The organism is Rhodococcus ruber (assembly GCF_016804345.1).
Lineage (GTDB): Bacteria > Actinomycetota > Actinomycetes > Mycobacteriales > Mycobacteriaceae > Rhodococcus > Rhodococcus ruber.
Map to the genome: position 1 here is coordinate 1,563,212 of NZ_CP044211.1, position 25,868 is coordinate 1,589,079.

General features: G+C 71.4%; 23 protein-coding genes. 11 read left to right on the forward strand and 12 right to left on the reverse strand.

Annotated elements, in window-relative coordinates:
* Nucleotides 1-70: 70 nt before the first annotated feature.
* From F1734_RS07365 to F1734_RS07375, 3 genes are all read right to left on the reverse strand, one after another.
* A complete protein-coding gene (locus tag F1734_RS07365; protein WP_172603597.1) occupies nucleotides 71-364 on the reverse strand; it encodes a hypothetical protein in 294 nt (97 codons plus the stop codon).
* Complete coding sequence (locus tag F1734_RS07370; RefSeq protein ID WP_017679413.1) at nucleotides 361-1,314, reverse strand: acyl-ACP desaturase; 954 nt, start codon at nucleotides 1,312-1,314, stop codon at nucleotides 361-363. Before F1734_RS07370 ends, F1734_RS07365 begins: the two co-directional genes overlap by 4 nt.
* A 61-nt stretch (nucleotides 1,315-1,375) precedes the next feature.
* Nucleotides 1,376-2,296 carry a nitroreductase family protein gene (locus F1734_RS07375; RefSeq protein WP_064065678.1) on the reverse strand — a complete coding sequence of 307 codons (921 nt, stop codon included), beginning with the start codon at nucleotides 2,294-2,296 and terminating at the stop codon, nucleotides 1,376-1,378.
* A 182-nt stretch (nucleotides 2,297-2,478) separates the two neighbouring features.
* On the opposite strand from F1734_RS07375, the gene F1734_RS07380 reads away from it, so the two are divergent.
* The gene (locus F1734_RS07380) at nucleotides 2,479-3,117 is read left to right on the forward strand and encodes a response regulator (protein WP_003937734.1); all 639 of its coding nucleotides are present in this window, start codon (nucleotides 2,479-2,481) and stop codon (nucleotides 3,115-3,117) included.
* 10 nt (nucleotides 3,118-3,127) lie between these two features.
* Here F1734_RS07380 and F1734_RS07385 read toward each other — a convergent pair whose 3' ends face one another.
* Nucleotides 3,128-4,759, reverse strand: coding sequence for a sensor histidine kinase (locus F1734_RS07385; protein WP_026137461.1), 1,632 nt, complete (start codon nucleotides 4,757-4,759; stop codon nucleotides 3,128-3,130).
* A 231-nt stretch (nucleotides 4,760-4,990) separates the two neighbouring features.
* Between F1734_RS07385 and F1734_RS07390 the strand changes: the two genes are divergently transcribed.
* The gene (locus tag F1734_RS07390) at nucleotides 4,991-6,331 is read left to right on the forward strand and encodes a nicotinate phosphoribosyltransferase (RefSeq protein ID WP_371851028.1); all 1,341 of its coding nucleotides are present in this window, start codon (nucleotides 4,991-4,993) and stop codon (nucleotides 6,329-6,331) included.
* A 188-nt stretch (nucleotides 6,332-6,519) separates the two neighbouring features.
* Nucleotides 6,520-7,278: a 2OG-Fe dioxygenase family protein gene (locus F1734_RS07395; protein WP_010593058.1), complete on the forward strand. Its 759-nt coding sequence runs from the start codon at nucleotides 6,520-6,522 to the stop codon at nucleotides 7,276-7,278.
* On the opposite strand, the gene F1734_RS07400 is transcribed toward F1734_RS07395, so the two are convergent.
* The 4 genes from F1734_RS07400 to F1734_RS07415 all read right to left on the reverse strand — a co-directional run bounded on the left by F1734_RS07400 (nucleotide 7,241) and on the right by F1734_RS07415 (nucleotide 11,614).
* Nucleotides 7,241-8,767 carry an MFS transporter gene (locus F1734_RS07400; protein ID WP_203011818.1) on the reverse strand — a complete coding sequence of 509 codons (1,527 nt, stop codon included), beginning with the start codon at nucleotides 8,765-8,767 and terminating at the stop codon, nucleotides 7,241-7,243. The two genes, F1734_RS07395 and F1734_RS07400, sit on opposite strands and share 38 nt — an antisense overlap.
* Before the next feature lie 217 nt (nucleotides 8,768-8,984).
* The gene (locus F1734_RS07405) at nucleotides 8,985-9,680 is read right to left on the reverse strand and encodes an alpha/beta hydrolase family protein (RefSeq protein WP_017679419.1); all 696 of its coding nucleotides are present in this window, start codon (nucleotides 9,678-9,680) and stop codon (nucleotides 8,985-8,987) included.
* Entirely contained in the window at nucleotides 9,635-10,690 is a 1,056-nt protein-coding gene (locus tag F1734_RS07410; protein ID WP_203011483.1) for a tellurite resistance/C4-dicarboxylate transporter family protein, read from the reverse strand. Before F1734_RS07410 ends, F1734_RS07405 begins: the two co-directional genes overlap by 46 nt.
* A 57-nt stretch (nucleotides 10,691-10,747) precedes the next feature.
* Complete coding sequence (locus tag F1734_RS07415) at nucleotides 10,748-11,614, reverse strand: Fpg/Nei family DNA glycosylase (protein WP_017679420.1); 867 nt, start codon at nucleotides 11,612-11,614, stop codon at nucleotides 10,748-10,750.
* A gap of 87 nt (nucleotides 11,615-11,701) precedes the next feature.
* On the opposite strand from F1734_RS07415, the gene F1734_RS07420 reads away from it, so the two are divergent.
* The 3 genes from F1734_RS07420 to F1734_RS07430 are packed head-to-tail and all read left to right on the forward strand — an operon-like array spanning nucleotide 11,702 to nucleotide 13,376.
* On the forward strand, nucleotides 11,702-12,496 hold the full coding sequence (locus F1734_RS07420) for a thymidylate synthase (protein ID WP_010593053.1): 795 nt from the start codon (nucleotides 11,702-11,704) through the stop codon (nucleotides 12,494-12,496).
* Complete coding sequence (locus F1734_RS07425) at nucleotides 12,493-12,990, forward strand: dihydrofolate reductase (RefSeq protein WP_017679422.1); 498 nt, start codon at nucleotides 12,493-12,495, stop codon at nucleotides 12,988-12,990. Before F1734_RS07420 ends, F1734_RS07425 begins: the two co-directional genes overlap by 4 nt.
* 59 nt (nucleotides 12,991-13,049) lie before the next feature.
* Nucleotides 13,050-13,376, forward strand: a complete 327-nt coding sequence (locus F1734_RS07430) for a cupin domain-containing protein (RefSeq protein ID WP_010593051.1) — start codon at nucleotides 13,050-13,052, stop codon at nucleotides 13,374-13,376.
* A 4-nt stretch (nucleotides 13,377-13,380) separates the two neighbouring features.
* Here the strand turns inward: F1734_RS07430 and F1734_RS07435 are convergent, their stop codons facing one another.
* Together F1734_RS07435 and F1734_RS07440 are read right to left on the reverse strand one after the other, a co-directional pair.
* Nucleotides 13,381-14,907 (reverse strand): carboxylesterase/lipase family protein, encoded by a 1,527-nt coding sequence (locus F1734_RS07435; protein WP_010593050.1) that lies wholly within the window; start codon nucleotides 14,905-14,907, stop codon nucleotides 13,381-13,383.
* Nucleotides 14,908-14,945: 38 nt separating this feature from the next.
* Nucleotides 14,946-16,181, reverse strand: coding sequence for a hypothetical protein (locus F1734_RS07440; protein ID WP_203011484.1), 1,236 nt, complete (start codon nucleotides 16,179-16,181; stop codon nucleotides 14,946-14,948).
* A gap of 58 nt (nucleotides 16,182-16,239) precedes the next feature.
* On the opposite strand from F1734_RS07440, the gene F1734_RS07445 reads away from it, so the two are divergent.
* From F1734_RS07445 to F1734_RS07455, 3 genes are all read left to right on the forward strand, one after another.
* On the forward strand, nucleotides 16,240-16,845 hold the full coding sequence (locus tag F1734_RS07445; RefSeq protein ID WP_010593048.1) for a TetR/AcrR family transcriptional regulator: 606 nt from the start codon (nucleotides 16,240-16,242) through the stop codon (nucleotides 16,843-16,845).
* The gene (locus F1734_RS07450) at nucleotides 16,842-18,476 is read left to right on the forward strand and encodes an acyl-CoA dehydrogenase family protein (RefSeq protein WP_048774062.1); all 1,635 of its coding nucleotides are present in this window, start codon (nucleotides 16,842-16,844) and stop codon (nucleotides 18,474-18,476) included. Before F1734_RS07445 ends, F1734_RS07450 begins: the two co-directional genes overlap by 4 nt.
* A gap of 110 nt (nucleotides 18,477-18,586) precedes the next feature.
* A complete protein-coding gene (locus F1734_RS07455) occupies nucleotides 18,587-19,402 on the forward strand; it encodes an FAD:protein FMN transferase (RefSeq protein ID WP_119699495.1) in 816 nt (271 codons plus the stop codon).
* 87 nt (nucleotides 19,403-19,489) lie between these two features.
* Here F1734_RS07455 and pgi read toward each other — a convergent pair whose 3' ends face one another.
* Nucleotides 19,490-21,124, reverse strand: coding sequence for a glucose-6-phosphate isomerase (pgi, locus tag F1734_RS07460; protein ID WP_119699496.1), 1,635 nt, complete (start codon nucleotides 21,122-21,124; stop codon nucleotides 19,490-19,492).
* A gap of 79 nt (nucleotides 21,125-21,203) precedes the next feature.
* On the opposite strand from pgi, the gene F1734_RS07465 reads away from it, so the two are divergent.
* Entirely contained in the window at nucleotides 21,204-22,655 is a 1,452-nt protein-coding gene (locus tag F1734_RS07465; protein WP_026137462.1) for an NAD-dependent succinate-semialdehyde dehydrogenase, read from the forward strand.
* Nucleotides 22,656-22,788: 133 nt separating this feature from the next.
* Here the strand turns inward: F1734_RS07465 and F1734_RS07470 are convergent, their stop codons facing one another.
* Nucleotides 22,789-23,097: a chorismate mutase gene (locus tag F1734_RS07470; RefSeq protein ID WP_003937752.1), complete on the reverse strand. Its 309-nt coding sequence runs from the start codon at nucleotides 23,095-23,097 to the stop codon at nucleotides 22,789-22,791.
* A 289-nt stretch (nucleotides 23,098-23,386) separates the two neighbouring features.
* On the opposite strand from F1734_RS07470, the gene pcrA reads away from it, so the two are divergent.
* Nucleotides 23,387-25,825 (forward strand): DNA helicase PcrA, encoded by a 2,439-nt coding sequence (gene pcrA, locus F1734_RS07475; RefSeq protein ID WP_082900265.1) that lies wholly within the window; start codon nucleotides 23,387-23,389, stop codon nucleotides 25,823-25,825.
* The last annotated feature ends 43 nt before the right edge of the window (nucleotides 25,826-25,868 follow it).

A 25,868-nucleotide genomic window follows, 5' to 3' on the forward strand; every position in this document is an offset into this window, starting at 1 on the left:
GACGCTCGATGCCCGGCACCCGGAAGCGGGTGCCGGGCATCGTCGCACGGTGGTCTCCTCGGTGCGCGAGTCAGCCGAAGTCGTCGAGGCCACGCTCGCGCAGTTCGCGCCAGACGTCGGCGGGATGGATGCCGCGACGGACCGCGTCGTTCTCGATGAGGACGCCCAGCAGCACCGAGCTCAGGTAGGCGACGTCCTCCGGGCGGTGGGTACTGCTCTTGGCGGTCAGCCAGCCGGACACGTCGCCGCGCTTCGCGGCGCGCGCCATGTCCAGAACCGAGCCGAACAGCTTGCTGTCGGTGGTTCCGGTCCGGGGGGTTCCGGTCCGGGGGGTTCCGGTCCCGGGCTCGCGCACGCTGGTCATGCGCTCGCCCCCGCGTGCTCGTCGCGGTGGGCCTGACGTGCGAGCGCGCGGTCCCGGGCTTCCTCGAACCGCTCGGCCTTCGTCTGCAGATCGGTGAGGAAGACGTCGAGGTCCTCGCGCAGCTGCTCGCCGCGGCCGCCGAAGTCGGTGCGCTCGAACACGCGCCACTTGCGGAGCACCGGCAGCACCACGTCGTCGAGGTGCTGGCGCAGGTCGTAGATGCCGCCCTTGGCGATCAGGACGGCGTTGCGCCGGAAGTTCGCCATCGACGCACCGGGCATCCGGAACCGGGTCAGCACGCTCATGATCGCGGCCAACGTCTGGTCGGGGGCGATGTCGAGGGCGCCGTCGACGATGTTGCGATAGAACATCATGTGCAGGTTCTCGTCCGCGGCGACGCGGGCGAGCATGCGGTCCGCGATCGGGTCGCCGCACGCCCTGCCGGTGTTGCGGTGCGAGACCCGGGTCGCCAGTTCCTGGAAGGTCACGTACGACACGGACTCGAGCATCGATGTCGACCCCGGGTCGAAGCCGGTGGTCATGTGCGCCATGCGCGCGTTCTCGAGTGCGACGGGGTCCACCCCGCGGGTGACCACGAGGTAGTCCCGCATGACGACGGAGTGCTTGTTCTCCTCGGCCGTCCAGCGTCCCACCCACGTGCCCCACGCGCCGTCGAGGCTGAAGTGCTCGGCGATCTCGCGGTGGTAGGAGGGCAGGTTGTCCTCGGTGAGCAGATTGGTGATCATCGCTGCCTGGGCGGTGTCGGACAACGCGGACTGGGCGGGATCCCAGTCGGTGCCGCCGAGGGCGGCGAAGTTGCGGCCCTCGTCCCACGGAACATAGTCGTGCGGATGCCAGTCCTTCGCCATCGCCAGGTGGCGGTGGACGTTGTCCTCGGCGATCGGCTCGAGCTCCCGGAGCAGCTGCAGGTCCGTGAGTTCCCTTGTCACAGTGATGCATTCCCTCTCTGATTGGTCGGGGCGCCCCCCTGCGACGCCCCGTTCGGTCCGGTCAGAACCCGATACGCATGATCAGTTGCGGAAGACCGTCGAGGTCCATCCGTTCGGCGAGCCGGGCCGCGGAGTCCTCCACGCGCAGTGGATAGGTGAGCACGGAGGCGGACAGCCGGGCATCGACCGCCGCCAGCCACGCCCGCTCGGATGCGATGCCCACCCGCACCAGGTCGATCGGATCGGCGGACTGTACCGAGAAGACCAGCACGGTCTCCCGGTCGATGGCCGCCGCGAGTTCGGCGGTGTCCGGCACGCCGGTGGTGATCAGTGCGCGCCCGGCCGCTCCGCCGGCGTCCAGATCGGCGCCCCAGTCGGTCACCACCTCGGCGTTGCCCTCCGGATGCCAGTGCGACGTCCACCGGAACATCTCGCGCTGGTAGTGCGGGTTGCGGCGCATCGCCTCGGCCGAGTACGTGAGCATGTCGGCGAGGGCCGGTGCCTCGTCCGAGGCCAGCAGGCGAACCCGGACACCGGGGATGTCGGCGGCCGCCATCACGTCGGCGATGGTGGTGGCCGGCACCGGGATCCGGGCGAACGACTCGCGGTGGCTGCGCCGGTGCGAGATCGCGGCGAAGTACCCCAGATCGGTGCTCGACGGGGTGGCCGGAGCCGCCGCCTCGATCCGCGCGATCAGCTCGGGCCGCTCCGGCTCCGGTAGCAGCAGGGTCCGGGTGCTCCAGCCGAGCGCCCGGATGCCGAGTTCGAGATTGGCGACGGCGGCCCCGCACGAGATGAGGCGATCCGGGCGCAACGGGTCCGGACCGGGCGCGGCGAACTCGACCCGCTCCTCCAGTTCGGCGGTGCGCGCCGGGAGACGCAGATTCCACGGCTGGGTGTCGTGGATGGAGGGGGCCTCGATCACGGCACGCGCGATGACCTCGGTGTCACTCGTGGACCAGGTGTCGGGCACCGTGGACATCGCAGCCTCCTCGTCCTGGTCGGTCACCCCCGCACGGCTCATCGGGGCGACGTTCCGAGCATCGCCCGTGGACTGTGCCGGGCGCATGTGCCGAAGGTCCCGAAACTGCCGTCGAACGGCCCGCGGCAGGTGGTGTGCGAGCATGGTCACCGCAACACCGGTGCCAGGAAAGGTGAGGGACGATGCCTCGGGTATTTCTCGTCGACGACCACGAGATCGTGCGGCGCGGGTTGGTCGACCTGCTCGACAGCGTGCCCGACTTCACGGTCGTCGGGGAGGCCGCGTCGGTCGGCGAGGCGCTGGCCCGCATCCCGGGGAGCGGAGCCGAAGTCGCGGTCCTCGACGTGCGCCTGCCCGACGGCAACGGCGTGGAACTGTGCCGTGAGCTGCGGGCCCGCATGCCGGAGCTGCGCGCTCTCATGCTCACCTCCTACGCCGACGACGAGGCCCTGTTCGACGCGATCATGGCGGGTGCGTCCGGATTCGTGCTCAAGCAGATCCTCGGCACCGACCTGGTGTCGGCGATCCGGACCGTCGCGGCCGGCGGCTCGCTGCTCGACAGCCGGGCCACGGCCGCGCTCATGGAACGCATCCGCGCGTCCCGCACGGCGGATCCGCTCGCCGAACTGTCCGACCAGGAACGGGCCGTGTTCGAGCTGATCGGGGAGGGCCTGACCAATCGCGAGATCGCCGAGCGGCTGTTCCTGGCGGAGAAGACGATCAAGAACTACGTCTCGCGGCTGCTGGCCAAGCTCGGGATGCAGCGTCGCACGCAGGCCGCGGTGCTCGCCACCGAGTTGCGCAAGCAGCGCGAGGTCTGACGCCGACCCGTCAGAGCGGCGCCTGCCACACCACGCGCGTGCCGCCCGTCGCACCGGGGCCGATGCTGCAGCGGCCGCCGCACTGCTGGGCGCGACGCTCGAGGTTGGTGAGGCCGCTGCGGCGCGGGGCGTCCGGCAGCCCGATGCCGTCGTCGACGATCTCGATCGTGAATTCGTCTCCCGCTGAGACGGATACGGAGATCTTCTCCGACTGCGAGTGACGCAACGCGTTGCTGAGTCCTTCCCGCAGCACCGCTTCGGCGTGCGGATGGATGCGGGCGGGGACCAGAGTGTCTATCGGCCCGGAGAACTGGACGTTCGGCGCCACCGGCGACTGGGCGGTCAGGTCGCCGACCACGTCCAGCAGCCGCCGCCGCAGGCTGGTCGATGCCGCGGCGCCGGTGGTGTGCAGATCGAAGATGGTGGTGCGGATCTCGCGGACGGTGCGGTCGAGTTGCTCGACGGCGTGCTGGACCACGTTCGCGACCCGGTCGGGGTCGGTGCCGGGAACCAGCGTGCTCTGCAGGCTCATCCCGGTGGCGAACAACCGCTGGATCACGTTGTCGTGCAGATCCTGCGCGATGCGGTCGCGGTCCGCGAGCACGTCCAGCAACCGCTTCTTGCGTTGCTGCGTGGCGAACTCCAGCGCGACGGTGACGAGATCGGCCATGGATTCGAGCCGCGTGACGTCCTCGTCGTCCCACGCGTCGGATCGGGCCGCCCGGGTGACGATCAGGGCGCCGCTCGCGCCGGAGGTGGCGGACAACGGCAGGACGACGGCGCGGCCGTCGGTGCCCGCCGCGTCCGGGATGCCCTCGAGACTGTCGGTGAGCAGGGTGCGCCGCGTCCGGATCGCCTCGAGCACAGGAGAACCGGTGAGGTCGAGGCGAGTGCCGACCGACGGCGGGCCGGGTGCGGCGGCGGCCCGGACCGTGCCCTGGGTGCCGTCGACGAGCACGACGTAGCTGCCGTCGGTGTGGGCGAGGTCGCGCACGCGGTCGACCAGCAGTTCCAGCGTTTCGTCGACCGAGCCGCCGACCAGCAGCCGGGAGTTGATCGTCGCCACCGCCTCGAGCCAGCGTTCGCGGGTGACGGAGCCCTCGAACAGGCGCGCGTTGTCGATCGCGACGCCCGCGGAGGTCGCGAGCACCTTCAGGATCACCTCGTCCTCTTCGGTGAACGCCGGGGAACCGACCTTCTCCGTGAGGTAGATGCTGCCGAACACCTTGCCGCGCACCATGATCGGGGTCCCGAGGAAGCTCTTCATCGGCGGATGTCCCGGAGGGAAGCCGATCGACGCGGGATGCCGGGACAGGTCCGCGATGCGCACCGGCCTCGGGTCGTTGATGAGCAGACCGAGGAGGCCGCGGCCCTCCGGCAGATGCCCCATGCGGCCGCGCGCCTCGGGGGCGATACCCACGTAGACGAACTCCGAGAGTCCACCGTCGGGAGCCCGCACGCCCAGCGCGCCGTAGCGGGCGTCGAGCAGCGTGACGGCCGCGGAGACGATGCGCTGGAGCATCGAGTCGAGTTCGAGACCCGACCCGACGACGAGCACCGCCTCGAGCAGGCTCTGCAGGCTCGCGCGGGTGGTGACGGTGTCGGTCAGCCGATCCCGGATCTCGGCGAGCAGTCCGTCGATGTCGGCGGTGCGGTCGCCGGGGCGACCGACGGCGGTGCCGTCACCGGGGCGACCGACGGCGGTGCCGGCGGTCGTAGCGTCACCGGTAGTGCTCACACCGTCAGCATAGGTGCCGTCGAAGACGGCCCCTCTCGTGCACCGGACGCAACCGGCCGCCGGCGCCTCGCCGGCGTGTGAGAATTCGGGTATGGAGAACACACCGGCCCGGACCGGGCTCGGGTGACGGTCGCCGTGCGATTCCCGGGCGCCGCGCTGTTCACCGACCTGTACGAGGTCACGATGGCGCAGGCCTACGCGGTCCGGGGCATGTCGGAGACGGCCGTGTTCGAGACGTTCTTCCGGAAGCTGCCGCCCGGAAGGTCGTACGTGGTGGCCGCCGGCCTGCCCGATGTGCTCGACTTCCTCGAGGCGTTCCGGTTCGAGGACGACGACCTGCGATACCTGCGCGGGCTCGGATTGTTCTCCGACGAGTTCCTCGGACAGCTCGCTGCGGTGCGCTTCACCGGCGACGTGTGGGCGGTGCCGGAGGGCACGGTGGTCTTCCCGAACGAACCGATCGTGCAGGTCGTCGCGCCGATCCTGGAGGCACAGCTCGTCGAGACGTTCGTGCTGAACCGGATCCACCTGCAGAGCGTCCTCGCCAGCAAGGCCGCGCGCATCGTCGAGGCCGCGCAGGGGCGCCCGGTGGTGGATTTCGGCGCACGCCGGGCGCACGGCACGGACGCCGCGCTCGAAGTCGCCCGCGCCGGATACCTCGCGGGAGCCGCCGGAACGTCGAATCTGCTCGCCGCCAGGGAGTACGGGATTCCGGCGTTCGGCACGATGGCGCACAGCTTCGTCCAGGCCTTCGACGACGAGGCCGAGGCCTTCGAGGCGTTCGCCCGGCTGTATCCGGGTACGACGCTGCTGGTCGACACCTACGACACCCTGCGCGGCGTGGACCTCGTCGTCGACCTGGCCGGGAGGCTGGGCGATCGGTTCGACGTGCGCGCGATCCGGCTGGATTCCGGTGATCTCGGTGCCCTGTCGAAGGCCGCGCGCGCCCGGCTCGACGCAGCGGGGCTGCACGACGTCCGGATCTTCGCCTCGTCGGGCCTCGACGAGTACAGCATCGCGGCACTGCTCGACGCCGGTTGCCCCGTCGACGGCTTCGGTGTGGGCACCCACCTGTCGATCGCCCAGGACGCGCCGACCCTCGACATGGCGTACAAGCTGGTCGAGTACGCCGGCGTCGGACGTACGAAGCTGTCGAGCGGCAAGGTGCTCCATCCCGGGCGCAAGCAGGTGTTCCGGCGGACCGACGGCGGCGTATTCGCCGGCGACACCATCGGCCGGCCGGACGAGGACCTCCCGGGTGAGCCGCTGCTGGTGCCCGTCATGAGAGCCGGCCGGCGGCTGCCGCAGTACGACACAGGACTCGACGACGCGCGACGGCGTGCACGGCAGCAGATCGACGCCCTTCCGACGGCGCTTCGTTCCCTCGACGAGGCGGGGGCGCCGTATCCCGTGGCGGTGAGTGCACGGGTGCAGGACGATCTGGATCGGTTGCGCGGTGCTCGGCAGGCTCCCTGACCGGTTGACTGCCGCGGCGGGCGGAGGCCGCTTCCTGGGCAGCTCGCCGTGCCGACGGTGGCGTTCGCGCTCGTCGACCCCATGGGTTTCCTTCGGCGGCTCTTCGGTGGGCAGCGGCGTTGTGGGCAGCGGCGTGGTCTGCACCGGCGACGGTTGCGCTGGGGGCCGTCCTCGCCGATTCTGAGTCGATGACGGTTGCGGGGGGTGCGGAGTCCGGCACGGATCCGGTCGACGCCGCACGGCGTGCGCTCGCCTCCGTGGGTACGTTCCTGATGCCGGCGGCAGACCTGTGGCGATCCCTCGGTGCCGACGCCGATGCGTGGGTCCGGTTCTCCGCGCATTGGGAGGAGCTCGAGCCCGACCCGTACGCGGCAGAACAGGGTGTGCACCGGCTGCGGCGCTACGGCCGATTCCGGTACCGGACGGCCGACGGCGCGCTGGAGCCCGCGGCGCACCGGGACTTCGTCCAGCCGGACGGCTCCAACGTCCTCTACCTCGCCCGGGACCGCCGTTTCGAACCGCTGAGGGCCGCGTTCCTCGAAGATCCGCTGTTCGAGCGCACGGTGAAGCTCGTGGGCCGGATCGCGCCGGTCCTCGACGAAGCTCCCGAATGGACGGTGTGGGTGCATCCGTTCCGTGTGGTCGCCTCGGCAGACAACGAGGGCCGGCCCACACCCGAGGGCGTGCACCGCGACGGCGTCACGCTGGTCGGTTCCCTGTTGATCGGCGTCGACAACGCCGCCGGGGGCGAAAGCTCGGTGTTCGGCCCGGACGGCGAGCGACTCGTGACGACGACCCTGCGCGAACCCGGCACCTTCCTCCTGGGCGACGACCGTTGCACCTGGCACGGTGTTTCGCCGATCCGGCCCGTCGACCCCGGAAAGCCGGCGCGGAGGGACGTGCTGGTGGTCACCTTCGCTCCGTCGGCCCCGTGCGGCGGGACATGAGCACGAAGGCCGCCACCGCCACGGCGACGGGCAGGACGCTGACCGTCAGCATGGTGAGGCGCACCGCGTCGGCCAGGTCCGCGCCGAGATCGAGACCGCCCGCCTGCCGGAGCAGGTTCGGGTCGTACCCGGCGCCACCGAGGCTCTGCGCCACCGCGCTACGCGCGGCATCCACGGCCTGCTCGCCCTGGGTCGCCGTCAGCCCGCGTGCCTCGGTGTCGGCCAGCCATTCTCGCTGGAAGAACACGTTGAGAAGCAGCAGGTACACGGTGGGCCCGAACGCATAGCCGGTCATCCCGAAGGCCAGCTGCACGGAAGCCACCGTTCCGGACTGCCCGCTCGGCGCCTGCGAGAGCACCGTCTCGGACACGGAGGTGGAGGTCACCATCGAGCCCAGGTTGTACAGCCACACGGCCGAGACGAGCAACCACAGCGCCATTGCCGGATCGATCGTGCCCGCCATCAGCAGTCCGCCGGCTGCCATGAACAGGAGGCCGACGACCATCACCGGTCTCGGCGAGAACCTCCCCACCAGGCTCCCGGACCAGACCACGAAACCGGCGATCAGCAGCGTGCCGGGGAGGAACAGCAGGCCGACGGTCTCCGGCGACAGCGCGAGCACCACACTGCCGAACTGCCCCAGGACGATGCCGAGCCCGGCCATGAGGAAATTCAGCGTGAAGGTCGCCGCCAGGGCCACGCTGAAGGCCCGGCTTCCGAACAGCGCCAGGTCCAGTGCCGGTACGGGGGTGCGACGTTCGTGGCGAACGAACAGCACGGCGGCGACCACGCTGACAGCCAACGGGAGCCATGTCTGGGGCCGGAGGATGCCGTTCTGCGCGGCTGCCAGCCCGATGACGAGTGCCAGGAGCGCCGTACCGACCAGGACGACGCCGGCCACGTCCAGCCGAGCGCGATGCTGAACGGGCGTCTCCGGGACGAACCTCGCCGTCAGCAGAAGCGAGATCACGGCCAGCAGCGGTGCGACCAGGAACACCACTTGCCAGCCGGCGGCCGCCACCGCCCAGCCCGTCAACGCAGGGAGTATCCCACAGAGAATCATCTCGACGGCCACGAAGACGCCGATGGCCGTCGGCCGCTGCTTGTCCGTCACGGACGTCTTGAGCAGTGCCAGCGGCACTCCGAGCAGCGCCGTCATTCCCAATCCGGCCACGACCCGCATCGCAAGCAGGAAGGCGTAGTGGGGCGAGAGCATGGAGAGCAGATCGGCGACGGTGACGACGACCAGTCCCGACATCAGCAGGCGTCGAAGCCCGAACGCGTCGCCGAGGTTGCCCGCGGCGAGGACGGCTGCGGCCATCACCAGTGTCGCCGTGCCGCCGAGCAATCCGACGAGCTGCGGTGGCACATCGAGGGCACGGCTCACCTGGGGCATGTTCAGGCTCAGCACCAGCGGGTCGACGACCGTGATCGTGAAGGCGAGGGACAGGGCCAGGATGATCGGCAGGGTCCTCGCGGGGGTCTGCAACCGAGACGTAGGCACCGCCCACCTCCCTGCTCCCAGGTCCGACGTGATCGACTCTAACCCCCGGATTCCGCGTCCCGTCGGAGGTTGGAGGGCCGAATCGACTGCCGGACACCGGCTGCAACGGCGGTTCGGCTGGATGCGAGAGACCGCCCCGGCCGTCGTCGGGGAGGATCCACCCGAGACCCGGCCACCGACGCCCCGCCCGCGGTCGGGGGTGCTACGCCCGGGACGCCGTGTCCGAGAGCAGCCCGGACACGGCGTGCACGATCGACGGTGCCGGATCGGTCCTCGACTTGCCGAGGTCGTGGGCCGCGCCCGTCACCGGGAGCAGCACGACGGGCGCTGGGATCAGCGGCACCGCGTCGCGCATCTCGTCCAGGGTGCCGAACGGGTCGCGGTCACCGTGGGCGAACACCGCCGGCACGGCGAGCGCGGGCAGGTGCTCGGTGCGCGCTTTCTCGGGCTTGCCCGGCGGATGCAGCGGATAGGACAGCAGGACGAGCGCGTCCGCGACGCCGGGCCGTTCGGCCGCGAGCATCGACGTCTGCCGGCCGCCGTACGAGACGCCGCCGAGCACGAGTCGGCCGACTGTGCGGGCCCGCATCGCCTCGGCCGCCGCCGCGATCCCGGCCCGGTCCTCCGCGGCCCGCGACGGCTGCGGCGGCCCCTTCGGGCGTCGGCGCCGGAACGGCAGGTCGAAGCGCAACGCGAGGAACCCCGCGTCGGCGAACGCGCCGCACAGCTGCCGCAGGATCGCCGCGTCGCAGTTGCCGCCCGCCCCGTGGGTCAGGGCCACCGCACCGCGCGGAGCGCCGTCGGGGTGATGCAGCACGCCGTGCACCGAATCGTCGTCGAGGGCCTCGGTCGTCACCGGCCCACGGTAGCCGGACGCGGACGCAGCACCGTGCGCCACAGGTGCACGAGCATCGCGGCGAACACCGCCGCCCACACCGTCACGGCCACCCACAGTTCCGTCCGGCCGACGACACCGACCCACGGCAGCTCGTCGGCCTCGGCGAGGTAGATCCCGGCGACGCCGTACATCCCGAGCGGGAACACGATCGACCACAGGCCCGGTTCGTAGCGCAGCCGGATGCGGTGGGTGCGGTGCCGCCACCATCCGGCGGCGACGAGGGCGGGCAGCAGCCACGTCGCGAACGCCCAGAACACCACGACCAGCCCGGCGACGAGTCCGCGGGTGGCGTCGACCATCGGGGCCGACTCCATGGCCACGATGCGGGAACCGGCCACCACGGTGATCGCCGCGGCCCCCATCGACACCCAGTACGACGGCGTGAGGTCCACCGGCCGCAGCGGATACTGCATCATCCGTGCCGCGACGAACACGCCCGCCGCGGCGTAGAGGAACAGGCCCACCGACCACGCGAACACCGCCACCAGCGACAGCGGCCGGCGCAGGTCGTCGTAGACCGGCTCGAGGGTCGCCGCGGCGAGTGCGACCGACTGGGCTGCGACCACCCACACGAACCAGCTGCCGTTGGCCTTGGCGATCACCGGGCGCCGGCGGGTGCCGAGCACCGCCGTCCACGGGATGACGTAGCCGAGCACGAGCCACGTCGCGGCCGCGCCGGCGAGCAGGACCGCGGCCGTCGAGTGCCACCCGTCCATGGTCAGTCGGATCCCCAGCACGTTGCTGCCCGCGACGAACGTGAAGAATCCGAATGCGCGGCTCGCGTCGGTGAGGTCGGTGCGGACCTCGTCGCGGAACCGCACGAGCCGCCACCCGGTCAGCGCGAGCAGGACGACGTAGGCGACGGCGGAGACCAGCAGCAACGCGGCCGACACCGTCGTCAGGCCGTGCAGATGCATGCCGATCGACACGATGCCGGTCGCCATCACGAGCGCGAAGTAGCCGGGGTCGAGCGTGCGGGCGCACCCGCGGAGACCGTCGAGAACCGTCACAGCCGCACGCTACCGCCGGGTGTCCGTCCGGGTCGGCGCGGGTCCGCACGGCACCGCTCACTTGACCAGCCGCGACAGCCGCCGGTCCGCGAGGATCCTGCCGCCGGTCTGACACGTGGGGCAGTACTGGAAGGAGCGCTCGGCGTAGGCGACCTCGCGGACGGTGTCGCCGCACTCCGGGCAGGGCAGCCCGGCGCGGGCGTGGACCCGCATCCCCGACCGCTTCTCGCCTTTGAGCCGTGCGGCGTCCTGCCCCACGGAACGGGTGACGGCGTCGAGCAGCACCGTGCGCATCGCGTCGTACAGCGCCTGTCGTTGCTCGTCGCCGAGCCGGCCCGCCGGCGCGAACGGCGACAGCCGGGCGACGTGCAGGATCTCGTCGGAGTAGGCGTTGCCGATCCCGGCGAGCACCTGCTGGTCGGTGAGGGCGGTCTTCAGGCGGGCGGTGCTGCCGGCCAGTCGCGCGGCCAGCTCGTCGGCGGTGACGGCCAGGGCGTCGGGACCGAGCCGGGCGATGCCGGGCACCTGCTGCGGGCGGTCGACGATCCACACGGCCAGACGTTTGCGGGTGCCGGCCTCGGTGAGGTCGAAGGCGGGGGTGGCGGCCTCGGGGGTGAACAGATGTACCCGCAGCGCGAGTGGGCCGCGGCCCAGCTTCGGCGGGGCCGGCGACGGGTTGTCCTGCCAGCGCAGCCACCCGGCGCGTGACAGGTGCACGACGAGCCAGAGCCCGGCGCAGTCGACCGCGAGGAACTTCCCGAATCGGGACACGCCGGTGACGTCGCGGCCCTGCAGCGCGGTGACCGGCGGGTCGGCGGTCTGCAGGACGCTGAGCGCCGCCACGTCGATCCGGCCGACGACGGCACCGACGGCGTGCTCGCGCAGGAACACCGCCAGGGCTTCCACCTCGGGCAGCTCGGGCATGGTGCCAGGCTATCGCGCTCGTGCGTGCTTCGGGCTGCCCCGACGACCACAACCACGCACGGGCGATAGCCTGTCGGGGTGACTGCCGTGCCCACCCCGTACGAAGACCTCCTCCGCTTGGTGCTCGAGACCGGCACGCCGAAGGCGGACCGGACGGGCACCGGTACGCGCAGCCTGTTCGGGCACCAGATGCGTTTCGACCTCGCGCAGGGCTTTCCGCTGATCACCACCAAGAAGGTGCACCTGAAGTCGATCGTGTACGAGCTGCTGTGGTTCCTGCGCGGCGACTCGAACGTCAAGTGGCTGCAGGAGCACGGCGTGACCATCTGGGACGAGTGGGCCGACGCCGACGGCGAGCTCGGTCCCGTCTACGGGGTGCAGTGGCGGTCCTGGCCGGCCCCCGACGGCGGGCACATCGACCAGATCACCAAGGCGATCGACACCATCCGCACCGACCCCGACTCGCGGCGCATCGTGGTCTCCGCGTGGAACGTCGGCGAGATCGACAAGATGGCGCTCGCGCCGTGCCACGCGTTCTTCCAGTTCCACGTCGCCGGCGGCAGGCTCAGCTGCCAGCTGTACCAGCGCAGCGCCGACCTGTTCCTCGGCGTGCCGTTCAACATCGCCAGCTATGCGCTGCTCACCCACATGGTCGCTCAGCAGACCGATCTCGAGCCGGGCGAGTTCGTGTGGACGGGCGGGGACTGCCACATCTACGACAACCACGTCGAGCAGGTCACCGAGCAGCTCGCCCGGGAGCCCTATCCGTACCCCACCCTGGAGCTGAACCGGCGCGGGTCGATCTTCGAGTACGAGTACGAGGACGTGCAGGTCACCGGCTACCGGCACCACCCGCCCATCAAGGCCCCGGTCGCGGTATGACGGCGGCGGGGGACGTCGTCCTGATCTGGGCGCAGGACCGCGCCGGGGGCATCGGCCGCGACGGTGCGATCCCGTGGCACATCCCCGAGGACATGGCGCACTTCCGGGCCGCGACGCGGGGAAAGCCGGTGATCATGGGCCGGTTGACGTGGGAGTCGCTGCCGCCGCGCTTCCGGCCGCTGCCGGGCCGGCGCAACATCGTCGTCACCCGCGACCCGGCCTGGTCGGACGCGGGCGCCGAGGTGGCCCACGGGGTGCCGCAGGCCCTGGCGCTCGCCGGGGACGGCGACGTCTGCGTCATAGGTGGCGGACAGATCTACGCGCAGGCCGTACCGCACGCGACGCAGCTGCTCGTCACGGAGGTGGACCTGGACACCGGAGCGGATGCCTTCGCCCCGCCGATCGGTTCCGAGTGGACGGCCGTGGACGTCGGTGAGCGGCAGGAATCCGGCGACGGAATCGGGTTCCGTTTCGTCCGGTACACGCGAACCTGACCGGTGGCGCGTCCGGTGGGCCATACTGCGAGGGCGTACCCCGACCAGGAAGGGCAGCCATGGACAAGCTATCCCTCACGGCTCTGGCGCGACAGCAACTGAAGCTGGCGGCGGCATCGAGCAGCGGCCGCAGCTCGCAGACCATCTTCGGCGGGCACGCCAGGCATCTGCGGCAGACGATGGTCGCGCTGCTCGCCGGACACGAACTCGCCGAGCACGACGGCCCCGGCGAGGGGTCCCTGCAGGTGCTCAGCGGGCGCCTGTCCCTGATCGCCGGGGACGATTCCTGGAAGGGTTCGACCGGCGACTATCTGGTGCTGCCCACCGTCCGGCACAGCGTCACCGCGCTCGAGGACGTCGTGTTCCTGCTGACCGTGGTCAAGTGAGCGCTCACCGCTGCGGCAGCGCCACTCCGCGGTAGCCGCGGTACCCGGCCCAGGCGAGTCGCCGCTCCCGCCACGGGTCGTACTCCACGTGCGTCGGGTCGTCGAAGACGACGGTGGCGCGGTCGTGTTCGTCGTAGCGCGGCCACGACGGCAGCGGCTCTCCCACGTGCGCGAAGTGCAGCCATTGGCGCTGCACCGCGTCGCTCACCGTGCGCAGCGCACGCCGGCCCCCGGCGGCGGTGACCACCCGTCCCAGGGCGGTGTCGGCCTGGCCGAACACGGAGAGCAGTTCGAAGGCGTGGGTGGCGTGGAAGCCGGTCCAGCGCAGCAGCGGCGGCGCGTAGTCGAACCGGTAGCTGTAGGTGGGGGCGTGGCGGGAGTGGGCCTGGGCGATCTCGATCGAGGGATGCCAGAACGTGAGGTCGCCGCCGAGGTCGACGGCCGCCCGGGCGTCCGGATACCCGGGATAGGCCGCGACGACGCGTTCCTGCGCCGTGGGATCGGTGAGCCCGAACATCTGCTCGATGCGGAGTTGATTGGTCGGCAGCGCGTCGAGGACCCGCGGGAACAGCGTCCCCTCCCGGGCATTGGTGCCGATGACGAGCGGAACCCGATGTGCGGCACCGGTTTCGTAGGCCTCGACGGGGGTGGTGGGGAGGTAGTCGCCGTCGACGACGGGACCGAACGCGTGCAGGCCGGGAGTCTCGTGCAGGATGCGCCCGCTGAGCCGCCGGGCGGCACGGCCGAAGTCGACCGGAGTGGCGGACCCGAGTGCCTCGACCGCGGAATCCCGGTCTGCGCCGAGCAGTTCGACGAAACGTCGCGCCCACTCGGCCGCATGCTCGGCGTCGACGACGAGGTTGGGTGCCGAACTCTGGGCGACGGCGCGGGCGAACAGTCCTTCGGCCGCCGGGGTGGCGAGCAGCGTGGTCACGGCATTGCCGCCGGCGGACTCGCCGAAGATCGTGATGTTGTCGGGGTCGCCGCCGAAGGCGGCGATGTTGCGGCGCACCCACGCCAGCGCGGCAACCTGGTCGCGTAGTCCGAGATTGGAGTCGAACGGTCTTTCGGCCGTGGAGAATTCGGTGAAGTCGAGATAGCCGAGGCTGCCGAGCCGGTAGTTGATCGACACGTAGATCAGGTCACCGCGGCGTACCAGCGATTCCCCGCCGTAGAGCGGCAGCGCCGTAGTGCCCAGCGTGTAGGCGCCGCCGTGGATGAACACCATCACCGGTCGGGGTGCCGCGGCGGGGGCCGCGGGTGCCAGCACGTTGAGCGTCAGGCAGTCCTCGCTCGCGGGCTGCTGTTTCCGGAAGCCGATGGTCAGGCCCCGTGGGTGCTGGCTCGCCGCGGCACCGAAGTGCGTGGCGTCGCGCTCGCCGGTCCACGGCTGCACCGGTTGCGGGGCGCGCAGTCGCAGCGGGCCGACCGGAGGAGCTGCGTAGGGGACTCCGCGCCAGGCGAGCAGGTCGCCGATGCGGGTGCCCCGCAGGGCACCGTCGGAAACTGTGACAAGGGTCTCGTCCGCCATGTTCGAACTGTACGTGACGGCCGGTCATAGGTGCCGCGTTACCAGTGCCGGCCGTGCAGGCCGTGGGCGGCGAGCTCGGCGTCGGTGTGGGCGCGCAGGGTGGCCCGGGTGGGGAAGCACTCGTCGTCGAGTGCGACGAGGGCCAAGGTGTAGCGGTCCCCCTGACGGCACAGGTATGCGGCGAGCCGGGTGGATGTCGCGGCCCGGGCGGTCGCGAGTCCCGGGTGGACGGCGCGGGTCGCGACGCCGGTGGTGCGGTGCGGCCCGAAGCCGTCGAGCACCGCGGGCAACGGTCCGATATTGGAGCACAGCAGGTCCCGCTCACCGGCCCCGGCGGCGAGGCGCGCGGCGAGCCGGTCGGGCAGCAGTTGCAGCGCCTCGTCCGGCAGGCCGTGCGGCGCCCCCTCCCGGCCGCGGGTGTACGCCGCCCGGGCGTGGTGGCGGATCGACGCCGGGGTATCGGAGGCGTCGACCACCACCTCGGTCATCGTCACCCCGTTGCCGGCGCCGGGGAGCCCGGGCGCGGCGGTGCGGCCGTCGACGGGCACCGCGATCCGCACCGGCCAGTCGAGCCCGGCGCGGTGCGCGACGCCCGTGGCGAGGGCGAGGAAGAGCGAGTTGGGGGTGCCGCCGGCCGTGTCGGCGGCGGTGTCCCAGGCGAGCGCGTCCACGTCGAGCAGTGCCGTCCGCGCCGGTGAGCGGATCGGACGGGGACGCGGGGGCTTGCCGGTCGTGGGGGACCAGCGGGCCCGGCGCAGGCCGCGGGCGACGCGACGGACCAGGCGTGCGGCGTCGCGGAGGTCGGAGACGCGCTCGGGGTCGGACGGACGGATCCGCTCGGCCAGCGCGTCGGCGACGGCGTCGATCAGACCGCGCGCGTCGGCGAGCACGTGCGAGCACACCAGCGAGACGACCGTTCCGCCGCCCTCGACGCGGGTGGCGGTCAGCGCCCAGCCCGGTCCGAGTTCGGGGTCGACGTCCACTTCCGCCTGCTGGTCCGCCCAGGTGAGGACGTCGGTGGTGGGGATCGGCTCGGGTGGGTAGCGCAGCGGGTAGCTGCGCAGGCCCGGCTCGAGCCGGGGGCGGGCGCCCGGGACGTGCGGGCGAACCACGCGGCGGCCGAGGGGGCCGCGGCCGAGTGCGTCGTGCAGCGAGATCAGCAGGGGGGCGCCCACGGTGTCGCCGGTGCGCCACAGTCCCTGCAGTGCGACGGGCAGGCCGAGGCCGCGATGTCTGTACAGGAAGATCTCGTCCACCACGCTGAGCCGGTTCACGGTCCCGACGGTAGCCGCCGTCCTTGACCCAAGCTGTGAATCGAGGTTCAATTCTTTCGTGGCCTACCGCCGGACCCCCGCCGTGCAGCAGCGGCTCGACGCGCAACGCGAGGCGATCGCCGACGCCGCCGTGAGCCTGCTGTCCGAGCGCGGCTACCAGGGACTGTCCATCGCGGCGGTCGCCGAGCGCGCCGGCGTCGCCACCGGCAGCGTCTACCGGCACTACGCCGACAAGTCCGAACTGATGGTGCGCATCTTCCGCAGCCTGTGCGGCCGGGAGGTCGACGCCGTCGTCGCGGCCGCCGACGCGGCCCGGCCGGACGGTGCGGCCGCACAGGTGGCCGCCGTCGTCGAGACCTTCGCCCGCCGCGCCCTGCGCAACCCCACCCTCGCCTACGCCCTGCTCGCCGAACCCGTCGACGCGGCCGTCGACGCCGAACGCCTGGTGCTGCGCCGCGCCTTCGCGGCGGCGTTCGAGGACGCCCTGCGCCGCGGTGTCGACTCGGGCGATCTCACCTCTCGCAACCCGGCGCTGTCCGCCGCCGCCCTCGTCGGGGCGGTCGGCGAGGTTCTCACCGGCCCGCTGCAGTCCGGCGTGGCCGCCACCGACACCGTCCCCGAACTCGTCGCATTCGCCCTACGCGCACTAGGAGCCCGGCCATGACCGAATCACCCACGTTTCCCGCCACCCACGAGGTGTTCAACCAGGTGCCCGACCTCGTGCCGTACCAGGCGGCCGACGACGCGGCACTGCTCGAGGGCCTGCGCCGCGAAGGAGCCGCCTGGGCCGAGGACGAAGTCCGGGAGATCGGCGCGCTCGCCGGAGGGACGCGTGCGCAGGAATGGGGCAGGCTCGTCGACGAGTACCCGCCCGTGCTGCACACCCACGATCGCTACGGGCACCGCGTCGACGAGGTGGAGTTCCATCCGCACTGGCACGACCTCATGACGGTGGCCGTCGAGCACGGCATGCACGCGGCACCGTGGCGCGACCCCCGGGCCGGGGCGCACGTCGCCCGGGCCGCCAAGTTCTACGTGTGGGGCCAGGCCGAAGCGGGACACATGTGCCCGATCTCCATGACGTACGCGGTGATACCGGCGCTGCGGCACAATCCCGAACTCGCCGCGACGTACGAGCCGCTGCTCACCGCCCCGCACTACGACTTCGGGCTCCGGGAACCGTCCACCAAGCGCGGCCTGATCGCCGGCATGTCCATGACCGAGAAGCAGGGCGGATCGGACGTGCGGGCCAACACGACGACCGCGACCCCTCAGGCGGACGGCAGTTACCGCATCGTCGGACACAAGTGGTTCACCTCCGCACCGATGTCGGACATGTTCCTCACGCTGGCGCAGACCACCAGCGGCCTCTCGTGCTTCCTGCTGCCGCGGGTGCTTCCCGACGGCAGCCGCAACCGCATCCGCATCCAGCGGCTCAAGGACAAGCTCGGGAACAAGTCGAACGCGTCCTCCGAGATCGAGTACGAGGGCGCAACCGGCTGGCTCGTCGGCGCGGAGGGCCGCGGCGTCAACACCATCATCGAGATGGTGAACATGACGCGCCTGGACTGCGTGATCGGCTCGGCGACCGGAATGCGCGCGGCGACGCTGCGCGCCGTCCACCACGCCCGCCACCGGAAGGCGTTCGGCGCCCTGCTCGTCGACCAGCCGCTCATGCGGAACGTGCTCGCCGACCTGATCGTCGAGTCGGAAGCCGCGACGACCATGATGATGCGGCTGGCCGGTGCGACGGACCGCGCATCGACGGATCCGCAGGAGGCGGCGCTGCGCCGCATCGCCCTCGCGGTCACCAAGTACTGGGTGTGCAAGCGCGCCCCCGCCCACGCCGCGGAGGCCCTCGAATGCCTCGGCGGCAACGGCTACGCCGAGGAATCCGGGATGCCGCGGCTGTACCGCGAGGCACCGCTCATGTCGATCTGGGAAGGCTCGGGCAACGTCGCCGCCCTCGACGCACTGCGCGCGATGGTCAAGCAGCCCGAGACCGTGGACGCGTTCTTCGCCGAGGTACGCCTGGCCGAGGGCGCCGACTCCCGGCTCGACGACGCCGTGGCGCGCGTCGGCAAGGAACTCGCCGATCTCGAGAACGTCGAGTACCGGGCCCGCCGGATCGTGGAACTGATGGCGCTGGTCCTGCAGGGTGCACAGCTCGTGCGGCACGGGCATCCGGCCGTCGCGGACGCCTTCTGCGCCACCCGGCTGGGCGACGACTGGGGCATCGCCCTGGGGACCATGCCCACCGGCCTGGACACCGCGGCGATCCTCGCGCGCGTCTGATCCGCGGCGACCCTCACGCGAGCCGACGGGCGACGACCCACAGGGCATCCTGGAGGTCAGGGCATACTGGAGGTAACGACAACGATCGTCGAGCGAGCCCGGAGCCCCTCATGATCAGAAGCAGCGAATGGCGGGAATGGGGGGTCCCGGTGACGGTGGCCGTCACGGAGTACGCCGCCCTGGCGGAGGCCGAAACGCGGGTGCGTGCCGCGATCGCGGAATCCGAGGCGGCGTGCAACCCGCAGCGCGGCGACGCGGAGATCCACGAGGTCAACCTCGCCCAGGGCATTCCCGTCCAGGTCAGCCCGCGGCTGTCGGCGTTGCTGCGCTCGGCGCTCTGGGTCGCCCGGATGACCGACGGGACGGTGAGTCCCTTGGCGGCCGACGACGCAGGGATCGACGAGGACGCCACCCCGCCCATCCATCCGCTCCCCGATTACAGCGACATCCACCTCGACGGCGAGACCGTGCTGGCCCCGTTCGGCGTCAACCTCGACATCACCGAGACGGCCAGGGCCGACACCGCCGATCGGGCCGCCGCGACCGTGGCCCGCAGCCTCGAATGCGGTGTCCTGGTGCGGATGGGCGACGTGACGGCCACCGCCGGTCACAGTCCCGCCGGTGGGTGGCAGGTGTCCGTCCCCGGCGCCGGGACCGTCGAACTCCCGGCCGGAAGCGCCATAGCGACGCGCGTGCGCGACGACTCCGACGCAGAGCAGGACGGCGGAAAGGACGTCTCCGGACGGTGGGTGCAGGTCACCGTCATCGCCGAGGACGCGTTGTGGGCCGACGCCGCGGCCGCGGCAGCTCTGCGCCGCGGAGCGCCCGCGGTGCGGTGGCTCGAGCAGTACGACCTGGCCGCCCGCCTCGTCGACGGCGACCGGGTCCACACGACCCGCCGCTGGTCCCGCCCGCACGCCGCCTGAGCGGCAGAGCTTGCGCCCGAATCGGCGGGCTTGCCCCCGTTTCCGCAGTCGGAAACCGGTGCAAGCCCGCCACAACGGGTGTCTGCTCTAGTTCTTACGCCACCGCCGGATTGTGCGGACGAGGGTGTCGGTGGAGGTGTCGCCGGTGTCGGGGTCCGCCGCGCCGGTCAGGGCGGGTGTCAGTTGCAGGGCCTGGGTCTTGCCGAGTTCGACGCCCCACTGGTCGAACGAATCGATACCCCAGATCACCCCCTGGACGAACACCTGATGCTCGTACAGGGCGATCAACTGGCCCAGCGTCGCCGGCGTCAGCGCCGGGGCGAGCAGGGTGGTCGAGGGCCGGTTGCCGGGCATCACCTTGTGCGCCACCAGCGCCGGGTCGGTGCCGTCGGCGGCGACCTCGGCCGCGGTCTTGCCGAACGCGAGCACCTTGGCCTGGGCGAGCATGTTCGCCAGCAGCACCTGGTGCATGCTGCCGGTGCCGTCGATGGTGGGCAGATCCTCGAGCGCGGTGGCGAACCCGACGAAGTCGGCCGGGATCAGCCGGGTGCCCTGGTGCAGCAGCTGGAAGAACGCGTGCTGACCGTTCGTGCCCGGCTCACCCCAGAAGATCTCCCCGGTGTCGTGGTCGACGGGGCTGCCGTCGAGTCGCACCGACTTGCCGTTCGACTCCATGGTCAGCTGCTGCAGATACGCCGGCAGCCGCGCCAGGTCCTGGCTGTAGGGCAGCACTGCCCGCGTCTGCGCTCCCAGCACCGACGCGTACCACACCCCCAGCAGCCCGAGCAGCACCGGCGCGTTCGCCTCGAGCGGCGCGGTGGCGAAGTGCTCGTCGACGGTGTGCATCCCGGCCAGGAATTCGGCGAACCGCACCGGGCCGATCGCGCACATCACCGACAGGCCGATCGCCGAACCCACCGAGTACCGCCCACCCACCCAGTCCCAGAACCCGAACATGTTCGCCGGGTCGATACCGAACTCGGCGACCTTGGCGGCATTGGTGGACACCGCCACGAAGTGCGCCGCGACGGCGTCCTCGCCGAGGGCGGCGACCAGCCAGCGCCGCGCGGCGGTGGCGTTGGTGAGCGTTTCGATGGTGGTGAACGTCTTCGACGCCACCACGAACAGCGTCCGGGCCGGATCCAGGTCGGACAGCTGCGCGGTCAGATCCGCCGGATCGATGTTGGCGACGAACCGGGCGTCCGGGCCGTCGGCGTAGTGCCGCAACGCCCGCGCCACCATCGCTGGGCCCAGGTCCGAGCCGCCGATGCCGATGTTGATCACCGTGGTGATCGTCTCCCCGGTGGCGCCGCGCCAGGTGCCGGAGCGGACCTGCTCGGCGAAGCCGGCCATCGCGTCGAGCACGGTGTGGACGTCGGGGACCACGTCGGCGCCGTCCACGGGCAGCGTCGCCGACCGCGGCAGCCGCAGCGCGGTGTGCAGCACCGCCCGGTCCTCGGTGCTGTTGATGCGTTCCCCGGCGAGCATCGCGTCGCGGCGGGATTCGACCCCGGCGGCCCGGGCCAGATCCAGCAGCAACGCGACGGTGGTGTCGGTGATGCGGTGCTTGCTGTAGTCGATGTACCAGTCGCCCGCGGTCACCGACAACCGCTGCGCCCGACCCGGATCCGCCGCGAACAACCCTCGCAGATCCACCGCCTCGAGCTCCGAACGGTGCTGGGACAGCTGCTGCCACGGTGCGGTTCGAGTCACGTCGCTCATGAATTCAGAGCCTAGTGCGGGCCCGTAGTTACCGGCGGGTTCGGAACCCGCCCGGGTCCCGGAGCGCATGATGTGGGACATGGACACCGAAGAACTGATCCGGACCGTACCGACAGAACTGTTCCTCGGCGGGGAATGGGTGGCCGCCGAGAACGGCGCCACCTTCACCGTCCACGATCCCGCCACCGGCGACATCCTCACCGACGTCGCCGACGCGAGCCCCGCCGACGCCGTCCGCGCCCTCGACGCCGCGGTGGCCGCCCAGCACGAGTGGGCGGCGACCGCGCCGCGCGAGCGGGGTGAACTGCTGCGTTCGGTGTTCGCGAGGATCACCGAACGGGCCGAGGACTTCGCGCTCCTGATGACTCTCGAAATGGGCAAGGCCCTGCCGGAGAGCCGGGCCGAGGCCAAGTACGGGGCCGAGTTCTTCCGCTGGTTCGCCGAGGAGGCGGTGCGGATCTCGGGGCGCTACACGCACGCACCCGCCGGCAACGGACGGATCCTGGTGACCAAGCAAGCGGTGGGACCGTGCCTGGCGATCACGCCGTGGAACTTCCCGCTCGCGATGGGCACCCGCAAGATCGGTCCCGCCCTCGCCGCGGGCTGCACGATCCTGATGAAGCCCGCGTCGGAGACCCCCCTGACGATGCTGCTGCTCGCCCAGCTGTTCGCCGAGGCCGGGCTTCCGAAGGGGGTGCTGTCGGTGCTGCCGACCTCGCGTGCCGGCGCGGTCACCGGCCCGCTGATCGACGATCCCCGCCTGCGCAAGCTGACCTTCACCGGTTCCACCGAGGTGGGCCGGACCCTGTCCGAACGGGCCGGGAAGGCGATGCTGCGCACGTCGATGGAACTGGGTGGCAACGCGCCGTTCCTGGTGTTCGACGACGCCGACCTCGACGCCGCGGTGGAGGGAGCACTGGCCGCCAAGCTGCGCAACGGAGGCGAGGCGTGCACGGCCGCGAACCGCTTCCACGTCGCCAACCCGGTGCGGGAGGAGTTCGTGAAGAAGCTCACCGAGCGCATGGCGCAGTACCGGCTCGGGCCGGGTACCGACCCCGGCACCACGCTCGGTCCGCTGATCAACGCGGGCCAGCGGGAGACCGTCGGCACGCTGGTGCAGGACGCGGTCGCGGCCGGTGCGAGCGTGCGGCTCGGCGGGGACGTCCCCGACGGTCGGGGGTGGTTCTACCCCGCGACCGTGCTCGACGGAGTGACGGCCGACGCCCGGATCCTGCGCGAGGAGGTGTTCGGTCCCGTCGCCGCTGTGACCGGATTCGACACCGAGCAGGAGGCGATCGACGCGGCCAACGCCACCGAATACGGACTGGCCGCGTACATCTACACGCAGAACCTGGACCGGGCGCTGCGGGTGTCCGAGGCCCTCGAATCCGGCATGGTGGGCGTCAACCGGGGCGTGATCTCCGACGTCGCGGCGCCCTTCGGCGGCGTCAAGGCCTCCGGGCTGGGCCGCGAGGGCGGCAGCGAAGGCATCGAGGAGTACCTCGAGACGAAGTACATCGCGCTGCAGTGACCTGCGCGACGGCTACGCCCCCGACCGTCGCGTGCTCGGGGGCGTACCGGGGCCGGGGTGCCTCGGTGACCCCGGCCGCAGCCTCGGTGGGTCCAGGCGGCCGCGGCCTCGGTGGGTCCAGGCGGCCGCGGCCTCAGTGACCCAGGCGGCCGCGGCCGAGTCGCAGCAGCAGCATGGCCAGCGTGTGACCCTCCTGGCCCAGCTCGCTGAAGCGCTCGAGGACCTTCATCTCCCGGCTGTGGACCAGGCGGGTGCCGCCGGATGCCATCCGGGTCTGGCCGATGATGCGCGAGACCTCGGTGCGGCGCTTGACCGCCGCCAGGATCTCGGCGTCGAGCCGATCGATCTCCTTGCGGAGCTCGTCGATCTCCGCCTCGGTGGTGGGCAGGGCAGCATCGGATGCGCTGGCTCCGGAACCGGTGGCCTCGGTGTTGGTGCTCATGTCGTCTCCTCGCGTCAGCTCTGGGATCGCTTCGGATTCTGCGGGCGTTACCGGTCCGGCCGTCGGCTCGGGCTTCGGTGGCGCGGCAGCCGAAGCCTCGGGGTGCGGTCAGGCCTCGGTCATCGGCTCTCACACCGATGGCAGTGTCGCCGGTAGCGGCGACGTGGAGCACATGACATGACGTTCAGTTTGCCACCCGTCCCCGAACCGGCCAAGTAAGGCATACCTGTCGAATCGCCCCCGCCCGGCCGGCACGGCTGTCGGCGATCGCCGGTAGTTTGGTACCACGATGAACACTCCCGTTGCCTCCGGCCGTCCCGTCCCCGCCCCGAACCCGGGGGTGCGAGCGACGACCTCCGACGCTCTGCTCGAGGGCCTCAACCCACAGCAGCGGGAGGCGGTGACCCACACGGGTTCTCCGCTGCTCATCGTCGCGGGCGCCGGCTCGGGGAAGACGGCGGTGCTGACGCGGCGCATCGCGTACCTGCTGGGGGAGCGGAGGGTGACGCCGGGCCAGATCCTGGCCATCACGTTCACCAACAAGGCGGCCGCCGAGATGCGCGAGCGTGTCGCCCACCTGGTCGGCCCGCGGGCGAACAGCATGTGGGTGTCGACGTTCCACTCGAGCTGCGTGCGGATCCTGCGCGCGCAGTCGGCGCTGCTGTCGGGGATGAACTCGAACTTCACCATCTACGACGCCGACGACTCCCGGCGGCTGCTCACCATGATCGCCAAGGATCTCGACCTCGACGTCAAGCGGTACTCCGCGCGGCTGCTGGCTACGCACATCTCCAATCTCAAGAACGAGCTGATCGGTCCCGAGGAGGCCGCGGCCGCCGCGGATCGCGAGGCGGCGGACCTGCCGCGGATCGTCGCGACGGTCTACGCCCACTACCAGCAGCGGCTGCGCGCGGCCAACGCCTTCGACTTCGACGACCTGATCGGGGAGACGGTGGCGCTGTTGCAGGCGCATCCGCCGGTGGCGGAGTACTACCGCCGACGGTTCCGCCACGTTCTCGTCGACGAGTACCAGGACACCAACCACGCGCAGTACGTGCTCGTGCGCACGCTCGTCGGCGGGGCGGACGACACCGTGTCGGACGACGCGGTCGCGCCGGCGGAACTGTGTGTCGTCGGCGACGCCGACCAGTCCATCTACGCGTTCCGCGGCGCGACGATCCGCAACATCGAGGAGTTCGAACGCGACTATCCCGAGGCTCGCACGATCCTGCTCGAGCAGAACTACCGTTCCACCCAGACCATCCTCTCCGCGGCGAACGCGGTGATCGCCCGCAACACCGGGCGTCGGGAGAAACGGCTGTGGACTGACTCCGGTGCGGGGGAGCCGATCACCGGGTACGTCGCCGACAACGAGCACGACGAGGCGCAGTTCGTCGCCGCGGAGATCGACCGGCTCGTCGACGCCGGGGACGCGAAATTCGCCGACATCGCCGTCTTCTACCGCACCAACAACTCCTCGCGCGCCCTCGAGGACGTGTTCATCCGGCACGGCGTGCCCTACCGGGTGGTCGGCGGCGTGCGCTTCTACGAGCGCAAGGAGGTGCGGGACCTCGTCGCGTACCTGCGGGTGCTCGCGAACCCGGACGACACGGTCAGCCTGCGCCGGATCCTCAACACCCCCCGTCGCGGCATCGGCGACCGCGCCGAGGCCTGCGTGGCGGTGCACGCCGAACGCACGGGCGTCGGGTTCGGCCGGGCCCTGCGCGACGCCGCCGAGGGGACCGTGCCGCTGCTGAATTCCCGCTCGCAGAAGGCCGTCGCCGCGTTCGTCGACCTCATGGACGAACTACGGGCGATGCTCACCGAGACCGACGCCGACGGCAACGACCTCGTCGACATCGGCGACATCGTCGAAGCGGTGCTCGATCGCACCGGATATCGCGCCGAGCTCGAGGCCAGCGACGACCCGCAGGACGGCACGAGGCTCGACAACCTCAACGAGTTGGTCAGCGTCGCAAGAGAATTCTGTTCGGACGCGCGCAACGCCGCGGGTCTCGAGGACGAACGCGAGGTGCCGGAGGGGGAGCCCGAGCCCGGTTCCCTGGCGGCGTTCCTCGAGCGGGTGTCGCTGGTGGCCGACGCCGATCAGATCCCCGAGGAGGGCGACGGGGTCGTCACCCTGATGACGCTGCACACCGCCAAGGGGCTCGAATTCCCGGTGGTGTTCGTCACCGGGTGGGAGGACGGGCAGTTCCCGCACATGCGCGCTCTCGGCGACCCTGCCGAACTCTCGGAGGAACGGCGCCTGGCCTATGTCGGCCTCACCCGTGCGCGGCACCGCCTGTATCTGAGCCGCGCGGTGCTGCGCTCGGCCTGGGGGCAGCCCGTGACCAATCCGGAATCGCGTTTCCTCCAGGAGATCCCGCAGGAACTCGTGGAATGGCGCCGGGAGGATCCGGGGGTCGCCGGTGGGCACGCCATCGGTGCCGGGCGGGGCCGGAGCGGTTACGGCGGAATCGGTTCCGGCTTCGGGGGCGGGACTTCCCGGTTCGGCGGGGACCGGCCGTCGACGCCGAGTTCCGGGCGTTCGCGCAACAACCATCTCGTGCTCGCCGTCGGCGATCGGGTCAGCCACGACAAGTACGGCCTCGGCACGGTCCTCGAAACCCGCGGCTCCGGGCCGACCGCGACGGTGGTCGTCGACTTCGGCAGCGCCGGGAAGGTGCGGTTGATGCTCGTCGGCGGCGTGCCGATGGTCAAACTCTGAGCCGGACGCGATACGGGCCCCGCACCAGCCGGTGCGGGGCCCG